This is a genomic window from Thalassotalea fusca (genome assembly GCF_053485835.1).
Genome location: NZ_JBQRUN010000001.1, coordinates 406266 through 421466, shown reverse-complemented (window position 1 = coordinate 421466; position 15201 = coordinate 406266). Strand labels below are relative to the sequence as shown.

Here is a 15201-nt window from a genome sequence, read left to right as displayed (position 1 = left end):
TTATCTCCGTTAAACTGCCGCCAGTAGCGTGTCGAATATCGTATTAGCCACAGAAATAATTTGTGAAGATGCTTGGTAAGCTTGTTGAAACTTCAGCATGTTTGCAGCTTCTTCATCGAGATTGACCCCTGATGTTTCTTGCATGCGGTTAAATGCTTGTGTGAATAATGCCTCTGCCGTACTCGACACTAATTCTGCAGACTTAGCTTTAGAGCCCACATCTGAGGTAGAAATAGCCAGGCTCTGGCCAAAAGTTTCTTTGCCACCGTTGATGATGCCTTGCTCTTGCGTAAGAGCCATGAATGTTGCGTTATCACCGTTACCAATACCGAAGGCATCAATAATGGTAAATTCTTCTCTAGCTAATGCTCCCTGACCAATTGGATCTCCGCTGATTTCAATTTGAAACGCGGCTGTTGCTGGTAATGGAGGCAAATCAACAATTGCAGAGCTACCTGCGGCGAAAGTACCTGTCGCAATCGTTGGTGCAGGTGGTGGATTTGCAGAGTCATAAATGCGGTAGTCATAAGAGCCTGGTGCATTTTCATATACATCGATAGTTAAGCCAGAGTTAGTCACATTGACATAAGTTTGTGCGGCGACTGGATCAAACGTGTTAATGATTTTCAGTTCACCATCACTAACATTATTTTCGGACACTTTCACTTCAACAGCAGTACTAGCAGCAATGCCATTCCCGTCTTGCAACGTTACTTGCATAAGTGCTGCACTATTTTCTGTCGGACGAACAATAAACCTATCACCAGCTACAGGAGCACCAGAATCAATGTTAAACTCAAAGCCTAAACCTGTATCGTAGGTACTTGGTGGTGTTAACACTAATGTTTGGGTTGCGCCTGTGTTGAGGTTGGTCATCTGATAGTTAGCGCCATCCCATTCTATTTCAAACTCGTCAGTTGGTACTAAACTAATGTCGGTAATATTAACACTCGCCGCCACAGTACCTGCATTATCTGACGGTATAAGTACGCGGCTCTGCTGCATTGCAGTTGAATTAATATCAGCAAAAATATTTAACCCAGTCTGTTGATTGAGATCTAGCCCTTCAGATTGCGCTTGATTCAGCGTCTCTGAAATTGACATCGCTAAGCGATTAATCTCGCTGCGCAATTCTTTGAGGTGTACATCACGGAATTCAAATTTCGCTGCCAGTGAACCACCAACGGTATCTCCATTCAATGCCACGGCACTATTTGGCCCCATCAACTGCAATTGCGTTTCCATGGGATCCGGCTCCCCTGAAACTACGGCAACAGACAAAGGAGTAATGCCTGCAACCAATGTATTACCACTGCCAATCATTACAGTCATCACACCATTGGCGTCTTCGACTGTATTTACATTGGTAAATTCACCTAACTGCGAAATAAGCTGATCACGACGATCAAGTAAGTCGTTTGCTTGACCAGTAAGACTCTGAGATCCATTTGATTGAATTTGCTCATTAATCTTGGAAATCTCGACTGATATCTGTGAAATTTGCGCAGCAATTTGCTCTATTTCACCATTAGTCGACTTTTCTAACTGGTCAAAGTTGTCATTCAATGAGCGCAAGTCACTGGCCAAAATGCCCGCCTGACTCAATGCGATGCTTCGTAAGCCCTGATCACTAGGGTTATCGGCGATACCATTTAAGGTGTTGTAAAAGTTATTGATTGATCCCGCAACCGATTGCCCAGAAAATGACATGATTTCGTTTAATTGAGTTAAGTCTTTATGTAGCGTATCGGCATTGCCTAAATTGCTTTGGCTGAAGAGTTGTTCTTTATATGAGAATTGATTGTAAACACGCGACACATCCGTGACAAAAGTTCCCGAGCCTATAAAATTACCACCACTATAAATGCCTGTAGACGCTTGTTGCTCCGCTCTTTGACGGTTGTAGCCTTCGGTATTCACGTTGGCAATGTTGTGGCCTGTTGTCGCTAATTGCTGCTGGGCAGCCAATAAGCCTGTTACCCCAGTTTGATACAAATTAATCGACATGCGCGTTTCCTCTACAATAGTTACTCAGTAGCAACTAGCTTCAATTTGGATAGCTAGGCTTACTGGCTAGTCACTCAACAAGCTGGTTACTTTCTTTAACGTCCCCAGTATCTTGTTTGCATAATTGGGATCAGTTGCGTAACCTGCCTTTTGTAGTCCATGCAGAAATTGTTCCACATTAGAAGAATTTTTTAACGCGCCTTGATAGCGTTCGCTTGAAGAAAGGAATTTAATGTAATCGTTCACACTATCAGCAATGGAATCATATACACGAAATGGCTCACGTTTTTTCACCATAGTTCCTTGCTCATATTCAAGAGTTTCTTTAACCGCTTTGTTACCTTGCCAGCGGCTGTCAGCCTTGATATTAAAGAGGTTGTTGGAACTTTCACCTTGAGGTGTTTGAATGATTTTTTGCCCCCAGCCTGTCTCTAAGGCTGCCTGAGCAATCACCACTTCAAACGGTACATTAAGCTGTTGCTGAACACGTTTTGCAGGTTCGGTTAGTGCTGTGACAAAGTCTTTCGGCTGTTCAAACTTAGGCGATGATTTTTGGATAAATTGTGTCAATACAGAAGAGTCATTTGTTTGACGATCGTTTGTTTGATCCTTTTCCTTAACCACTAGCGACTGAGGATCGCTAACATTTTGGCGTCGTACTGCTAGCGGTACATGGTTGTCTGTACGCAATACGCTTCTTGGAGTGAAACTATCTTGATCACCGCCAAGCTGCCGAACAATTAAGTCTGCCAAGCCAAGCGCGCCGTTATTTGACAATTCTAAGCCCAATTGTTGATCATGCATGTCACGGTAAAACTTAGTCGACTCAGAGTTAAATGGGCTGTCACTCGCCAATACATCTTGCGCCTGTCGCATACTCTTAAGCAACATCTGCATGAATATCGCTTCAAACTGCTTAGCAGCACTCTCTAATGCGGCTTGTTTAGACTCTTTATCGGAAGCGTTTGACTGCTGACGAATGCTGTTTAAGCCATTTAAGTCTAAGTAATTTTGCGCTTTGTCGATTGGCGATGTCATAGCTCTATTCTCGTAATCTAGTTGTAATGACTAAATAACGATTAACTCCCCACGTAACGCGCCTGCTTGATCTAAGGCTTCTAAGATTGCCATTACATCACCAGGGCCAGCACCAACTTGATTAATTGCTCGAACCAAGGTGTTCAACGTTACCCCGGGGTTAAATACAAACATGCGGTTGTCGTCTTGGCTCACATCAACGATCGATTGATTGGTCGTAGTCGTTTCACCTTCAGAGAAAGCATCCGGCTGAGAAACGTTTTGTGTCTCGTTGATTGTTACCGTTATACCACCATGTGTTACCGCTGCAGGTAGTAGCCTTACATCAGCGCCTATCACAATAGTACCGGTGCGTGAATTAACGATAATTTTGGCTGACGGTGTATCAGGCTCAAATTCAAGATTTTCCAGCATTGCTAAGAAGCTCACTCGATCAGACACATCACGAGGTGCATTTACCCTCACAGACGTAGCATCTAACGCTTTGGCAGACCCTGCAATGAAGTCATTAATAGTATCTGCTAGCCGTTTTGCCGTACTGAAATCTGACTGACGTAGGTTAAACGTAATGTAGTCACCAGTAGCAAACGGAGAGATAACTTCACGCTCTACCGTTGCACCATTGGCAATGCGACCTACAGTAGGCGTATTCACGACGACCTTGGAACCATCTAACCCTTCTGCGCCTAAACCGCTGACCACTAAACTCCCTTGCGCAACCGCATAGGCGTTACCGTCGATACCCATTAAAATGGTACGTAACAAGGTGCCGCCTCTTAAGCTTTGGGCGCTACCCATTGAAGACACAGTGATATCAATCGTTTGGCCAGGTTTTGCAAACGCTGTCAATTCCGCATGCACTGCAACAGCAGCCACATTCTTGATCTTAGGTTTCAAATTCGCTGGCATGGTAATGCCAAAATTACTCAACATGGTTTTAAAGCTTTGTTCAGTGAACGGGCTTTGTTCCCCAGTTCCCGGTAAACCCACTACTAAGCCGTAGCCTACTAGTTGGTTTGATCGCACCCCTGCTACATCCGCTAAATCTTTAACGCGTTGCCCCTGTGCGGTTGAGCCAATGAATAAAGAAGTCAGTAATACAATTGTTGTGAAAATTTTCATCTTACAAACCCCGTTATAGTGGCCACCAAGAACTGCTGAAGAACTTTGACAACCAGCCCTGCTCTTGAACTTCTGCAAATGCCCCCGTACCTGAATATTGAATACGGGCATTGGCGACTTTACCTGAAAGTATGGTATTGTCAGACGAAATATCTTTTGAGCGAATAATCCCAGTGAGGCGAATGTATTCGTCACCGTTATTGAGCGTCATCCATTTTTCACCACGGATCATCAGATTACCATTCGGCAATACACGTAATACATGTACTGATATATTCCCACTCAAACTATTACCTTGGTTGGCTTTTGAGTCGCCTTTAAAATCAGATGATTGATTTAATCCAAACTGGATTGCGTCATCTTTAAAAGTTACGGAAGTTCCACCTAACCCCGTAATGGGGTCCAGCGTGGCACTGTTCTCTTTTTTCAATTCCGTTTTTGAATTTTTCTGTGCTTGTGTACTTTCACTTAGAATCACAGAAATGATGTCACCTACGCGTCTTGCTTTTGAGTCAGAATAAATATTGTTCACATAGTTCGGTTTAAATAATGAACCTGTTGGTACAATCGACTCTTCTTTTGCTTCCGGCAAAATAGGCGCAAAATCTGGGTCATCAGGTAGTACTTTCGCCTGTTCTACGCTGGCACAACCTGACATAACCAGCGCAAACACTAAGGCAATTGATGAATTTTTCATAATGCGCTCCTTAACCATTATAATTGTTGGTTAATGTAACTAAGCATTTGATCTACTGATGAAATGACTTTTGAATTCATTTCGTAAACACGCTGGCTTTCAATTAAGTTCACCAGTTCTTCGGTCGTATTTACGTTTGATGTTTCTAGCGCTCCTTGGACAATCATGCCAAAGCCTTCTAATCCAGGAACACCTTCTTGTGGCGCACCACTTACCGCAGTTTCAACATATAGGTTTTGACCCACTGGCTCTAATCCCGTTGGGTTAACGAAATTTACGGTATTTAACTGACCAACAACAGCATTATCAGCCTGTCCTTGTAAGCGCACCGATACTTCACCGTCTTGAGAAATAATCACTGATTGTGCGTCTTGCGGAATGGTAATTTGTGGTTGCAGTAAATAGCCTGCGCCCGGAGTTACCATGTTACCTTCGTCGTCAAGGGTAAATTGACCGTTACGTGAATAAGCTAGCGAGCCATCAGGTAACTGAATTTGAAAAAAGCCTTCACCTTGAATCATCATGTCTAATGAATTGTCAGTGGTTAGCATATCGCCTTGTGTATGAATTTTTTGAGTCGCAACTACTTTAGTACCTGCACCAAGCATTAAACCAGAAGGCATTTCAGTATCTTGCGCAGAACGTCCGCCTGGCTGGTTAATCGTTTGGTACAACAAATCTTCAAAAACCGCGCGGCTCTTTTTAAACCCTACGGTACTGGCATTCGCTAGGTTATTCGAAATTACCGCGATGTCTTTGGTTTGTGCGTCTAAGCCAGTTTTACTGATCCACAATGCTGGGTTCATAAATCACCTCTATCAATTATTCAACTAGAAAGCACGCAACAATGACGCACTACTTGCGTCAATTTCTTCAGCGGTTTTCATTAATTTCATTTGCATTTCAAATTGGCGTTGTAATGCAATCATGTCTGTCATTTCCCCGATAGGATTGACATTGCTTGATTCAAGCGCGCCACTTTGTAGGCGAACCGCTACATCAGCGTCTTCAGGATTACCGTCTTTACGGCGATATAGCCCATCAGCGCTCTTTTCAATCATTCGAGTATCTGGGTTAACCAACTTTAGTCTGGCAACTTCTTCTTGAATGGTGGCTGGCGCGCCTTCAGGTTGCACCATGACAATGCCATCATGGCTAATTTGAATGTTGTTTACAGGTAATGGCAAAATTACCGGGCCGGTGTCTCCCATGACCAAATTGCCATCGGGTGTTTTTAAATTGCCATTTTCAGTCAGTGTTAGATGACCATCTCGGGTAAATGCTTCTGTGCCATCGGGCGTTTGCACAGCCAACCATCCATCGCCATTAATAGCAACATCAAGATCACGACCAGTGGTTTGAATCGTACCACTGTCAAAGTTTTGGCTAGCGCGTTCTGTCATGGCAAATACGCGACTTGGCATGCCTTCACCAAACGCCTGCATTGCCCTTGCTTGCGCCAAATCGGCTTTAAAGCCTGTAGTTTTGGCGTTTGCCAGGTTATTGGCATTCACTGATAAAGCATGCATGTTTTGTTTCGCACCGCTCATGGCGATGTATAGCATCTTATCCATAATGAACTCCTGCTAATGACTGTTACAACTAATGCTTAGATAACTGCAAGATGAATGCCAATGGTGGGTATACGAGGTGAGAGAGTGATTGAAGGAAGGAACTGAAAACAAAAAAACGCATTAAGTTACTTGAACCTAATGCGTTTTAGCTAACTGAAATTACGATTTAATTATCGAATCTGTAGAATCGTTTGGTTTAGCTGATTATCTACTTCTAGTGAACGAGAGTTCGCTTGGAAGTTACGCTGTGCAGAAATCAAATCAATTAACTCAGTCGTTAAGTTAACATTTGACTGCTCAAGTGCTGAAGAGTTAATGGTACCAAACGTACCTGAACCCGCTTCACCTGCCAAACCTTCACCCGACAACAGGCTTTCTTTCCAACTGGAGTTGCCCACTTGCGTTAAGCCTTGCTCATTAGCAAAGTTAACCAATGCGACTCGCGATAGTGGTGAAGAAGTACCGTTACTGTAAGTGGCACGAATCAAGCCGTCAGTACCAATATCTATCCCCGTTAATCGACCTACCGCCAAGCCATCTTGCTCCAGAGACGTTACCTCAAAGTTTGAGGCAAATTGCGTCGGTTCATTTGGATTTGGCCCACCAGTATCCAGATTGAAATCTACGGTTATGTTTTGAGTCAGATCGGCACCATTGGTCAAAATATTAGTCATAAAATTCTGGGTTGTTATTGATGCGGGTGTTTGCGCATTAAAATCACCACCACTTGTAAAGACAAGTTGAGCTCCCAAAATGTTAGCCTGACTCCCTGCTACAGTAGCGTCGTGAGTTGGGTTAGCGATACTACCTGTGCCACCTGGGACATCCAACATTACACCATCCACGGCCGTATACATCATCCATGAATTTGGATCCGTTGTAGGGTCTTCCTTAATAAAGTAGTAGGTCATAATATGACTGTCCCCCAATGAATCATAGATAGTCACTGAGGTTGAGTGGTTAAAAGTCAAGGGATCTGTTGGATCAAAACCTACAGGTGCACCAGTAATATACGAATCACCCGCCGGTAAGTTCATGCGTATATCAACTTCAGCTGACTTTTGCGGCGCGCCAGAAGACGTAGGTATCTGAATTGGACTCGCCGTACTTAAACTTACCGAAGCAGAAGAACCATCTGGGTTTACCGGGAAGCCAAGCAAATGGCCGCCTTGAGAGTTCACCACGAAGTTATCAGCGTTTAGTTTAAACTGACCAGCTCGAGTATATGAGGTTTCTAAACTATCTAATTCAGGTACCGTTGCAAAAAAACCATTACCCGTAATCGCTAAATCAAGTGCGTTGTTGGTAAATTGAATACTACCTTGTGAAAACTGTTGTGCTACATCTGAAGTGAGTACACCATCACCCACTTTAGTCTTACCTGATGCTAATAATGAAGATGCGTAAACATCGACAAATTCAGCACGCGACTCTTTAAAACCCGTGGTATTTACGTTAGCAATGTTGTTTGACGTAACGTCCAAATCTTTTTGGGCTGCGGTTAATCCGCTCAGTGCGATATTAAAAGCCATAAATCACCTCTTTCTCAATTTTGTTTACAACGAAAACGACGTTAACCTTCAGACACTTCAACTACGTCTGTTAATTTCATCGTACTACCGCCGTTTAAGTTCAATAAAATACTACCGCCTGCTCCTGCTAGCGTTACACTGTCTACTTTGCGATAAGTCATCGCTTGCAATTCTGATGCCTGACCGTCGACAAGACCAGCAATTCGGAATCGGTATGCACCAGCTGGAGCCATATCACCGTTAGTCATTTCACCGTTCCAGGTAAATATAGACTCACCCGATGCTACGTCACCAACCGGTACCGTTTGAATAATCTCGCCAGCAGCGTTTTCTACATAAATATTAACGTTGCTTGCTGGTTTATCACTGACCAGCTTACCTTTCACTGATTCGCTTTCGTCACGGCCAAACACGTTATCGTCTACCAAAACGCTACGCCCTACCAACGAGGATGCTTGTAACGCTTGGCTTGATGACATAGACGCAGCAAACTCAGTAAAAGAATCATTTAACTGAGATACACCATCAGTGGTAGAAAATGCAGTCATTTGCGAAATCATCTCGTTATTCTCAACCGGTTTAGTTGGATCTTGATACGACAACTCTTTTGTTAACAAGGCAAAGAAATCTTCTTGCGTTAACATGCCATCATCTTTTTGTGCGGTTTTGTATTCTTCTTGTTGCCAACGCAACGATTCGAGTGGACTACCGCCTGAAACTGAAGAAGTCATAGTTGCTCCCGGTTAAATGTTATCGTTGACCCAACATAAGTGTTTTATTCAGCATATTTTTCGCTGACTCTGCCAGTTGCACGTTAGTTTGATATGAGCGTGAGGCCGAGATCATGTTAGTCATTTCTTCTACTACGTTAACATTGGGCTTATAGATATAGCCGTCTTTGTCTGCCATAGGATGTCCTGGCGAATATTCCACGTTGAGTGGTTTGTCGCTTTCAACAATGCCCAGTACTTCAACACCTACAGCGCCTTCTTGACCCGCGGCAGCTTTTTGCATCTCAGCGGCAAACACTGGATGACGCGCTCGGTAAGTTTGGTCAATACTGCTGCTGACACTATCTGCGTTTGCGATGTTACTTGCGGTGGTGTTCAAGCGGACAGATTGTGCGCTCATTCCCGTGCCAGATATGTCAAATACGTTAAATAAGCTCATTACCCTTGACCTCCAGATATCGCTTTTTTCAAGCCTTTGATTTTACCGTTCATAAATTGAAGACTTGCTTGATAATACATTGAGTTTTCTAGATACAAGTTTCGTTCCATTTGTGCATCTACGGTATTGCCATCACCTGTATCAGGTTGATCTGGCACACGAAATTGTACGCTACTTGTAAATTCGGTACGTACGTCAAAGTGTTTTTCATGGGTTTTTCTCATACCTGTTTGCTGCTTGCTAGCAGCCTGTTCAAGTGCTTTTTGAAAATCCATGCCTTTTGCCTTATAACCCGGCGTGTCGGCATTTGCGATGTTACTCGCAATAACTTCAGCATTTTCAGCTCTCACTTTTAAACTGGCGGGATGAATACCAAACGCCTTATCAAAACTAATGGCCATAAACCGTACCTCCTAACTAATGCTTTTGAGATACAATTTTTATGCCATTATGAAGGTTGAGTGGTTATTTGGAAGAAAGGATTGCACTCGCCTAACAAATGTTAGTAGCACCGTTATTGGCGCCTGAAACACATTTTATGTACTAGTTTAGTAATGTTAACTAGTCTGCTAAGCGCTTATATGCTGTTGTTTTTAGAGAGGTGACGAGCAACAAATTAGTAACTGTTGCTCGTTATAATATTGACGTTATTTTTTTTGATATACAATGCCTGGATTACAACGAATCATATCAAAACTTTGGTTGAGTCCTGACAGTGATTCCGATGCGCCAAGGAACAAATATCCACCATTATTTAATACGCCATGAATTTGTGACAATATTTTGGCTTTGATTTCAGGTGAGAAATAAATAAGCACATTACGACAAAAAACGATATCAAATCGTCCCATTAGCGAATAACTGTTCAGCAAGTTTAAGTGGCGAAAACTGACCATTTTTTTAATCGGTTCTTTCACCTTATACATGCCGTTATCACCAGGTTCGAAAAAAGCACGTTTACGCTCCGCAGACAACCCGCGAGATAAAGCAAGGCTATCATAGTGTGCGTATTTGCAATGTTCTAACATTGTATCTGAAATATCGGTACCGATGATTTGCGCACCACCTGGAAACGCTCCCGGCGTCCGTTGCAAATATTCGCTAATGGTCATAGCAATAGAGTAAGGTTCTTGGCCTGACGAACTGGCAGCTGACCAAATTTTAAGTGGCGTACGTTGCCCTTTAAAATCGGGTAGCAATCTACTTTTGAGTAAGTCGTAGGGATACTCATCACGAAACCACAATGTTTCGTTAGTTGTCATAGCATCAATCACTGCGGCACGTAATTGCCGCTCTACAGGGCTCAATGTTCGTGCAACTAATTCTCCTAATGACCCAACGTCAAATTTAGACATCAACGGCGCAAGACGGCTTTTGACTAAGTATTGTTTATTTTCACCTAGCACAATGCCGCATTGCTGTTCTAAAAATTCACGAAACTGATGATAACACTTATCATCGAGTTGTCTGGCTGACACTATACAATTCCTGCCTTAAATATCTAATTCTTATAAACGCTATTCATTTACTTCATCATTTTTGAGCCATTTTTTCACAGCAGTGGCTAGCTCATCAGGATGAAATTTAGGAATAAAGTCCTCTGCACCCACCTTCTCAACCATAGCATTGTTAAATACTCCGCTAAGTGATGTATGCAAAATTACTGGCATTGAACGCATGCGCTCGTCTGCTTTAATCTCAGCAGTTAATGTATAACCGTCCATTTCTGGCATTTCAATATCAGAAATAAGCAATGCCACTTTTTCATCTAATCGATTGGGGCATTCTTCAGAAATAGCACGTAATTGATCTAGCGCATCTTGACCATTTTTTGCTAACAACATATTTAAGCCTAGCGGTTCCAAAGCACGTTTTACCTGATTACGCGCAACAGTAGAATCATCAGCGATCATGATGACACGATCACCAAGACTCTCGCCCACAGTTACATCTGCGATGTCTTCACTAAGCTCAGTAGAAACTGGGGATATTTCGTTCAAGATTTTTTCAACATCTAAAATAGAGACCATTTCGTTGTCTATTTCAGTCACTGCCGTTAAATAACTTGATTTACCCGCACCTTCGGGTGGTGGCATAATATCTTGCCAGCTTAACGTAGTAATACGTTCCACACCTGCAACAAGAAAGCCCTGCACACTGCGGTTATATTCGGCAATGATAATGAATGAGCTATCTGTATTTTGAATTTCTGGCCCGCCCGTCGCTTTGCTTAAGTCGATAACAGAAATTGTTTGGCCACGAATATGCGCGACCCCTTTGATATAAGGATCTTGGTGGGGAAACGACGTTAAAGGTGGGCATTGTAAGACTTCTCTTACTTTAAATACGTTAATGCCAAAACGTTGGCGTCCAACAAGCTTAAACAGTAGTAATTCAAGTCTATTTTGACCAACCAGCTGAGTACGCTGGTTGACTGAATCTAGTATTCCGGCCATACAAACCTCTTGAAAATCGTCCAATAACGGCTAAATGCAATTAAAGGCACAATTCTTGATTGTACACATATATGTATATTTAAGTGCCCTATTTTTGACACTTAAGTATAAATACACGAGCTTATAGTAAGCATAGTCGACTATTTCGATTTCCCTAGTAATAGATTACAAAATTTATGAGTAAATTAAAGGTTTTAATCACAAACTATCTTGTTCTGGTTTCGGCATTACAAATTGCTGCGGCCCAATCGTTTGATAAAGACTATATTGAGCAATTGGCAGCTGATGTTGTAAAGCAGCAATACAGTGATAAACCAGACGAGCAATTAACCGTTACGGCAAACGAAATAGATCCAAGAATTATTATTAGGCCTTGCCAGCAAGCATTAGTCGCAAATATACCTGAAAATTCTGGCGGTAGAAACGTAAATGTGAAAATTTCTTGTTTTGATTCAACGCCATGGCATATGTTTATTCCGGTAAAAGTCACTCATACCGTGCCCGTTTTGGTTGCAGCTAGACCGATTAGCAAAGGCACGACGCTTGATCACTCAAATGTAGAAGTAATTCAGAAAGACATTTATAAGCTTCGTCGAAGCAGTATAGATGACGCAGAACTAGTCATTGGCGCACGCGCTAAAAGAAGCCTGTCTAAGGGCACACCAATTTCAATGAAGAGTATATGCATGGTATGCCGAGGGGATAAAGTGACTATAGTGGCAAAAGGTGAAACCTTTGCGATTAAGACAACAGGAGTTGCATTGCGAGATGGTAGCATTGGTGATCAAATCACGATAGAGAATGAACGTTCCGGCCGCAAAGTAGTTGGTCAAGTTGCAGCTATAAATAAAGTGATAATTAATTTATAATTTAGTTAATGATATCAGCAAAAATGCCGATAAATAGATAGAAATGTAATATCGCTACGCAAAGGTTTTTTTATGTCTATAAATATCAACAACTTGCAAAACAACAACCCGATTAAGCAAAAGGTTGAACAGCAAAATCAGGTAAAACAGCAAGCGGCACAATCTCAAGCTAGCGCGACTCAAGCTAAAACGGCTAGTCGAGATTCTGTATCTTTAACGCCGCAAGCTCAACAGTTGAGCGAGTTGCAAAAAAAAGCAGCAAACGCACCGGAAACCAATCAGAAAAAAGTTGAACAACTTAAAAAGGCGATTGCATCTGGTGAATATAAAATTAACCCCGAGAAATTGGCAGCAAGTATCGCTAATTTTGAGTTTAGCTTAGATTAAGGTCAGATCATGGCAGACGGTTTCAATCCACACGACAAACTCCAGCAACAGTGTAAGCAATTGGAGCAACTAGAAAGTTTATTGAATACCGAAAGAGCCATTTTGGAATCGCGAGATCCTGATAAACTCATCAGTGTTGCTGAAGAAAAAAATTCGTTACTTGTCGCTATTCAAACCATAGATACTGAGTTAGGCCAAAGCCTGCAATTTAAAGAAGAAAAATCGCAGGGACTACACGACGAAATACTACAGAAAACTGAAGATTTACTTTTAAAATGTAAAGATATCAACCAAGTGAATGGGCAAATTATTGAGCATTCTCAACTAGCCGTTGAGCGTATGAAATCGTCGTTATTACAAAGCCACAATAAATCTAGCGTAACCTACGATGCTAAAGGCAAGGCCAGCGGTGGACAATCAAGTGTTGGTATAAAAGCGTAGCAAACCAACATTTTTCTATTCTTATTTTCAAAAGTGTAATTTTTGCTGAGCGCGCAGCAGTCGCCCTTCGGCAGGCACAGCATATTACGAGATAAAGATTACCCTTCGATACGTCGTTCCTCCTACTCAGGGCGAACGTTTTGATAACTTTGTTCGTGCTTTCTATTCGGGCGTACGGACAGATATTTTAACGGCCTCCTTGAATTCAACAATATTGGCGCCAAATAAAGTTATGAACTGATGAGCCAGTTCATCGGAGTCGTGTCCATATTTTTTCAGGGAGTAGAATCATGAATTACCTTGTTTTAGTTTCCTTACTCATATTGCTGTTAGCTTCATTGCCAGCCTATATCATATACACTAACGAAAACTCGACAAACAGCACCCTATTCTGGCGATTATATTTTTCAGATTCATTACCAAGAGTTTTTCTCACAACCATTGGCTTTCCCGTTATCGGCTTAATAAGTGTATTCAACATCGCCAAGAGAGCTAAGAGAAATCAAGATATCACGTACGCCAACTGGATTTCAGCGGGGTTAACGTTAAGTTGGACTTTATTATTAATATTTATATTGATGAACTAAACCGTTTATTTCGATAGAGAAAATAGCTACGAAGATTTGCCAACGATAAAGTATTTGAAAGGATAATTTGTGCGACTCAGCCAATAACTGAGTCGCTTAAACATTTAGTAATACTCTACGCGTTTGATTTCTCTGTCTCTTGTTGATGCGATATAAATATCGTAAACATCTTTAAAGTCCAGATGTAATTCAGTGGTATACGTATCACCTACCGGGTAACTTTTAACTACTTTAGCGCCACGAATAACCCCTTGAATTGAGGTACGCAGAGTAGCGTTATTAACCACGAGATTTGACATTGAGGTTGAGCCATTTATTTGCTGACCATATACCTGTTCAGCTAATTCAGCGTAGGCAGCAATTTTTGATGCACTGATAGCCATTAGCATGCGCTGAGTTTCGTTTTCTGATTTTTGTAAGCTAATCGGCGCTTGGCCAATGGCTTTTAAAATTGGAAACGTTTCGGGTTTTACCGTTTGCCATTGCACGTGTTTATCATACATTGTGCTGCAGCCCGTTAATCCAACGACTGCTGTAAACATCGCTGAAACCACCAACGGCTTGATAGATTTATTCATAGTGACACCTACTGTTGGATCTCTACAGCACGCAATTCATTCACTAACATTTCGCTATCACGAATGATCATGCCATCTTTCATATGAACGTTTTCATCTTTGTCGACTTGTTCACCAATTACCCAGTGTGGAATAAACGATTGTGCCGTAGCAACAACAACGCGTGATTGCATGCCAATCATGCGGGCGTTAACCATAATGCCACCTTCTTGTTCCATCATGGTACCAGTAACTACATAGTCAATAATCTGGCGCTCAGGTAGCTCTTTCCAATCGCGGCTAAATACATAGTCGCCTTCTTTAGTCACACGGATGTGGCCCGTTGTTTTAAAATCGACAACAATCAAACCATGACGTTGGAGTTCATGAACAAAGTTCTCAGAGAGTTGATTGCCCAACCAGTTGGTAGATTCTAAATCTTTCAAATCAACGAACGAAGCAACCGCCACAGGGGTTTTAGGTGTAACAAAAGAACTGCTTTCAAGCATCTGATATGCAAGCCCTTTAACTACATCATTTATTGCATGTCGAGGTAAATTAAAGCTGTCAATTTCACCTTTGTCTTGATGAGCAATACGATAAAAATCGTCACCGCCTGATTTTGAACTCTTAAAGCCCGTCACACTACTACATGACACCAAAGCTGGTACAAGTATACATATAAGCCATTTTTTCATTGAGCTCCCCTCAACATCTCTCACGATTTAAGCGCACTATAGTTTCGCTCAAATCATTTTGTTTAC

General features: G+C 42.0%; 18 protein-coding genes. 4 read left to right on the top strand and 14 right to left on the bottom strand.

Annotated features, from left to right (window positions below; all coding sequences use genetic code 11):
• Positions 1–9: 9 nt before the first annotated feature.
• The 12 genes from flgK to ACSLUK_RS01780 form a co-directional block, all read right to left on the bottom strand.
• Positions 10–2007, bottom strand: coding sequence for a flagellar hook-associated protein FlgK (gene flgK / locus ACSLUK_RS01835; RefSeq protein WP_448546790.1), 1998 nt, complete (start codon positions 2005–2007; stop codon positions 10–12).
• Between the two features lie 66 nt (positions 2008–2073).
• Positions 2074–3045 carry a flagellar assembly peptidoglycan hydrolase FlgJ gene (gene flgJ, locus ACSLUK_RS01830; RefSeq protein WP_448546789.1) on the bottom strand — a complete coding sequence of 324 codons (972 nt, stop codon included), beginning with the start codon at positions 3043–3045 and terminating at the stop codon, positions 2074–2076.
• 30 nt (positions 3046–3075) lie between these two features.
• Positions 3076–4167, bottom strand: coding sequence for a flagellar basal body P-ring protein FlgI (locus tag ACSLUK_RS01825; RefSeq protein ID WP_448546788.1), 1092 nt, complete (start codon positions 4165–4167; stop codon positions 3076–3078).
• Positions 4168–4180: 13 nt separating this feature from the next.
• Positions 4181–4864 carry a flagellar basal body L-ring protein FlgH gene (gene flgH, locus ACSLUK_RS01820; RefSeq protein ID WP_448546787.1) on the bottom strand — a complete coding sequence of 228 codons (684 nt, stop codon included), beginning with the start codon at positions 4862–4864 and terminating at the stop codon, positions 4181–4183.
• A gap of 17 nt (positions 4865–4881) precedes the next feature.
• Positions 4882–5670, bottom strand: a complete 789-nt coding sequence (gene flgG / locus ACSLUK_RS01815; protein ID WP_448546786.1) for a flagellar basal-body rod protein FlgG — start codon at positions 5668–5670, stop codon at positions 4882–4884.
• A 24-nt stretch (positions 5671–5694) separates the two neighbouring features.
• Positions 5695–6438 carry a flagellar basal-body rod protein FlgF gene (flgF, locus tag ACSLUK_RS01810; RefSeq protein ID WP_448546785.1) on the bottom strand — a complete coding sequence of 248 codons (744 nt, stop codon included), beginning with the start codon at positions 6436–6438 and terminating at the stop codon, positions 5695–5697.
• Between the two features lie 170 nt (positions 6439–6608).
• Positions 6609–7970 carry a flagellar hook protein FlgE gene (gene flgE, locus ACSLUK_RS01805; protein ID WP_448546784.1) on the bottom strand — a complete coding sequence of 454 codons (1362 nt, stop codon included), beginning with the start codon at positions 7968–7970 and terminating at the stop codon, positions 6609–6611.
• 41 nt (positions 7971–8011) lie between these two features.
• Positions 8012–8701 carry a flagellar hook assembly protein FlgD gene (locus tag ACSLUK_RS01800; protein ID WP_448546783.1) on the bottom strand — a complete coding sequence of 230 codons (690 nt, stop codon included), beginning with the start codon at positions 8699–8701 and terminating at the stop codon, positions 8012–8014.
• Between the two features lie 19 nt (positions 8702–8720).
• The gene (flgC, locus tag ACSLUK_RS01795) at positions 8721–9140 is read right to left on the bottom strand and encodes a flagellar basal body rod protein FlgC (protein WP_448546782.1); all 420 of its coding nucleotides are present in this window, start codon (positions 9138–9140) and stop codon (positions 8721–8723) included.
• Positions 9140–9541, bottom strand: a complete 402-nt coding sequence (gene flgB / locus ACSLUK_RS01790) for a flagellar basal body rod protein FlgB (RefSeq protein ID WP_448546781.1) — start codon at positions 9539–9541, stop codon at positions 9140–9142. Before flgB ends, flgC begins: the two co-directional genes overlap by 1 nt.
• A gap of 246 nt (positions 9542–9787) precedes the next feature.
• Positions 9788–10618, bottom strand: a complete 831-nt coding sequence (locus ACSLUK_RS01785) for a CheR family methyltransferase (protein ID WP_448546780.1) — start codon at positions 10616–10618, stop codon at positions 9788–9790.
• 39 nt (positions 10619–10657) lie between these two features.
• Complete coding sequence (locus ACSLUK_RS01780) at positions 10658–11596, bottom strand: chemotaxis protein (protein ID WP_448546779.1); 939 nt, start codon at positions 11594–11596, stop codon at positions 10658–10660.
• 176 nt (positions 11597–11772) lie between these two features.
• Between ACSLUK_RS01780 and flgA the strand changes: the two genes are divergently transcribed.
• From flgA to ACSLUK_RS01760, 4 genes are all read left to right on the top strand, one after another.
• Positions 11773–12465: a flagellar basal body P-ring formation chaperone FlgA gene (flgA, locus tag ACSLUK_RS01775; RefSeq protein WP_448546778.1), complete on the top strand. Its 693-nt coding sequence runs from the start codon at positions 11773–11775 to the stop codon at positions 12463–12465.
• Positions 12466–12537: 72 nt separating this feature from the next.
• A complete protein-coding gene (gene flgM, locus ACSLUK_RS01770) occupies positions 12538–12852 on the top strand; it encodes a flagellar biosynthesis anti-sigma factor FlgM (protein ID WP_448546777.1) in 315 nt (104 codons plus the stop codon).
• A gap of 9 nt (positions 12853–12861) precedes the next feature.
• Entirely contained in the window at positions 12862–13293 is a 432-nt protein-coding gene (locus tag ACSLUK_RS01765; protein WP_448546776.1) for a flagellar protein FlgN, read from the top strand.
• Positions 13294–13583: 290 nt separating this feature from the next.
• On the top strand, positions 13584–13880 hold the full coding sequence (locus ACSLUK_RS01760; protein WP_448546775.1) for a hypothetical protein: 297 nt from the start codon (positions 13584–13586) through the stop codon (positions 13878–13880).
• 104 nt (positions 13881–13984) lie between these two features.
• On the opposite strand, the gene ACSLUK_RS01755 is transcribed toward ACSLUK_RS01760, so the two are convergent.
• Together ACSLUK_RS01755 and ACSLUK_RS01750 are read right to left on the bottom strand one after the other, a co-directional pair.
• Complete coding sequence (locus ACSLUK_RS01755) at positions 13985–14458, bottom strand: LPP20 family lipoprotein (RefSeq protein ID WP_448546774.1); 474 nt, start codon at positions 14456–14458, stop codon at positions 13985–13987.
• An 8-nt stretch (positions 14459–14466) separates the two neighbouring features.
• A complete protein-coding gene (locus ACSLUK_RS01750; RefSeq protein ID WP_448546773.1) occupies positions 14467–15135 on the bottom strand; it encodes a FlgO family outer membrane protein in 669 nt (222 codons plus the stop codon).
• Positions 15136–15201 lie beyond the last annotated feature (66 nt).

Excerpts from the sequence above, each read along its gene's own strand:
- flgK (WP_448546790.1), bottom strand. The coding sequence starts at position 2,007 with ATGTCGATTAATTTGTATCAAACTGGGGTAACAGGCTTATTGGCTGCC.
- flgJ (WP_448546789.1), bottom strand. The coding sequence starts at position 3,045 with ATGACATCGCCAATCGACAAAGCGCAAAATTACTTAGACTTAAATGGC.
- ACSLUK_RS01825 (WP_448546788.1), bottom strand. The coding sequence starts at position 4,167 with ATGAAAATTTTCACAACAATTGTATTACTGACTTCTTTATTCATTGGC.
- flgH (WP_448546787.1), bottom strand. The coding sequence starts at position 4,864 with ATGAAAAATTCATCAATTGCCTTAGTGTTTGCGCTGGTTATGTCAGGT.
- flgG (WP_448546786.1), bottom strand. The coding sequence starts at position 5,670 with ATGAACCCAGCATTGTGGATCAGTAAAACTGGCTTAGACGCACAAACC.
- flgF (WP_448546785.1), bottom strand. The coding sequence starts at position 6,438 with ATGGATAAGATGCTATACATCGCCATGAGCGGTGCGAAACAAAACATG.
- flgE (WP_448546784.1), bottom strand. The coding sequence starts at position 7,970 with ATGGCTTTTAATATCGCACTGAGCGGATTAACCGCAGCCCAAAAAGAT.
- ACSLUK_RS01800 (WP_448546783.1), bottom strand. The coding sequence starts at position 8,701 with ATGACTTCTTCAGTTTCAGGCGGTAGTCCACTCGAATCGTTGCGTTGG.
- flgC (WP_448546782.1), bottom strand. The coding sequence starts at position 9,140 with ATGAGCTTATTTAACGTATTTGACATATCTGGCACGGGAATGAGCGCA.
- flgB (WP_448546781.1), bottom strand. The coding sequence starts at position 9,541 with ATGGCCATTAGTTTTGATAAGGCGTTTGGTATTCATCCCGCCAGTTTA.
- ACSLUK_RS01780 (WP_448546779.1), bottom strand. The coding sequence starts at position 11,596 with ATGGCCGGAATACTAGATTCAGTCAACCAGCGTACTCAGCTGGTTGGT.
- flgA (WP_448546778.1), top strand. The coding sequence starts at position 11,773 with ATGAGTAAATTAAAGGTTTTAATCACAAACTATCTTGTTCTGGTTTCG.
- flgM (WP_448546777.1), top strand. The coding sequence starts at position 12,538 with ATGTCTATAAATATCAACAACTTGCAAAACAACAACCCGATTAAGCAA.
- ACSLUK_RS01765 (WP_448546776.1), top strand. The coding sequence starts at position 12,862 with ATGGCAGACGGTTTCAATCCACACGACAAACTCCAGCAACAGTGTAAG.
- ACSLUK_RS01760 (WP_448546775.1), top strand. The coding sequence starts at position 13,584 with ATGAATTACCTTGTTTTAGTTTCCTTACTCATATTGCTGTTAGCTTCA.
- ACSLUK_RS01755 (WP_448546774.1), bottom strand. The coding sequence starts at position 14,458 with ATGAATAAATCTATCAAGCCGTTGGTGGTTTCAGCGATGTTTACAGCA.
- ACSLUK_RS01750 (WP_448546773.1), bottom strand. The coding sequence starts at position 15,135 with ATGAAAAAATGGCTTATATGTATACTTGTACCAGCTTTGGTGTCATGT.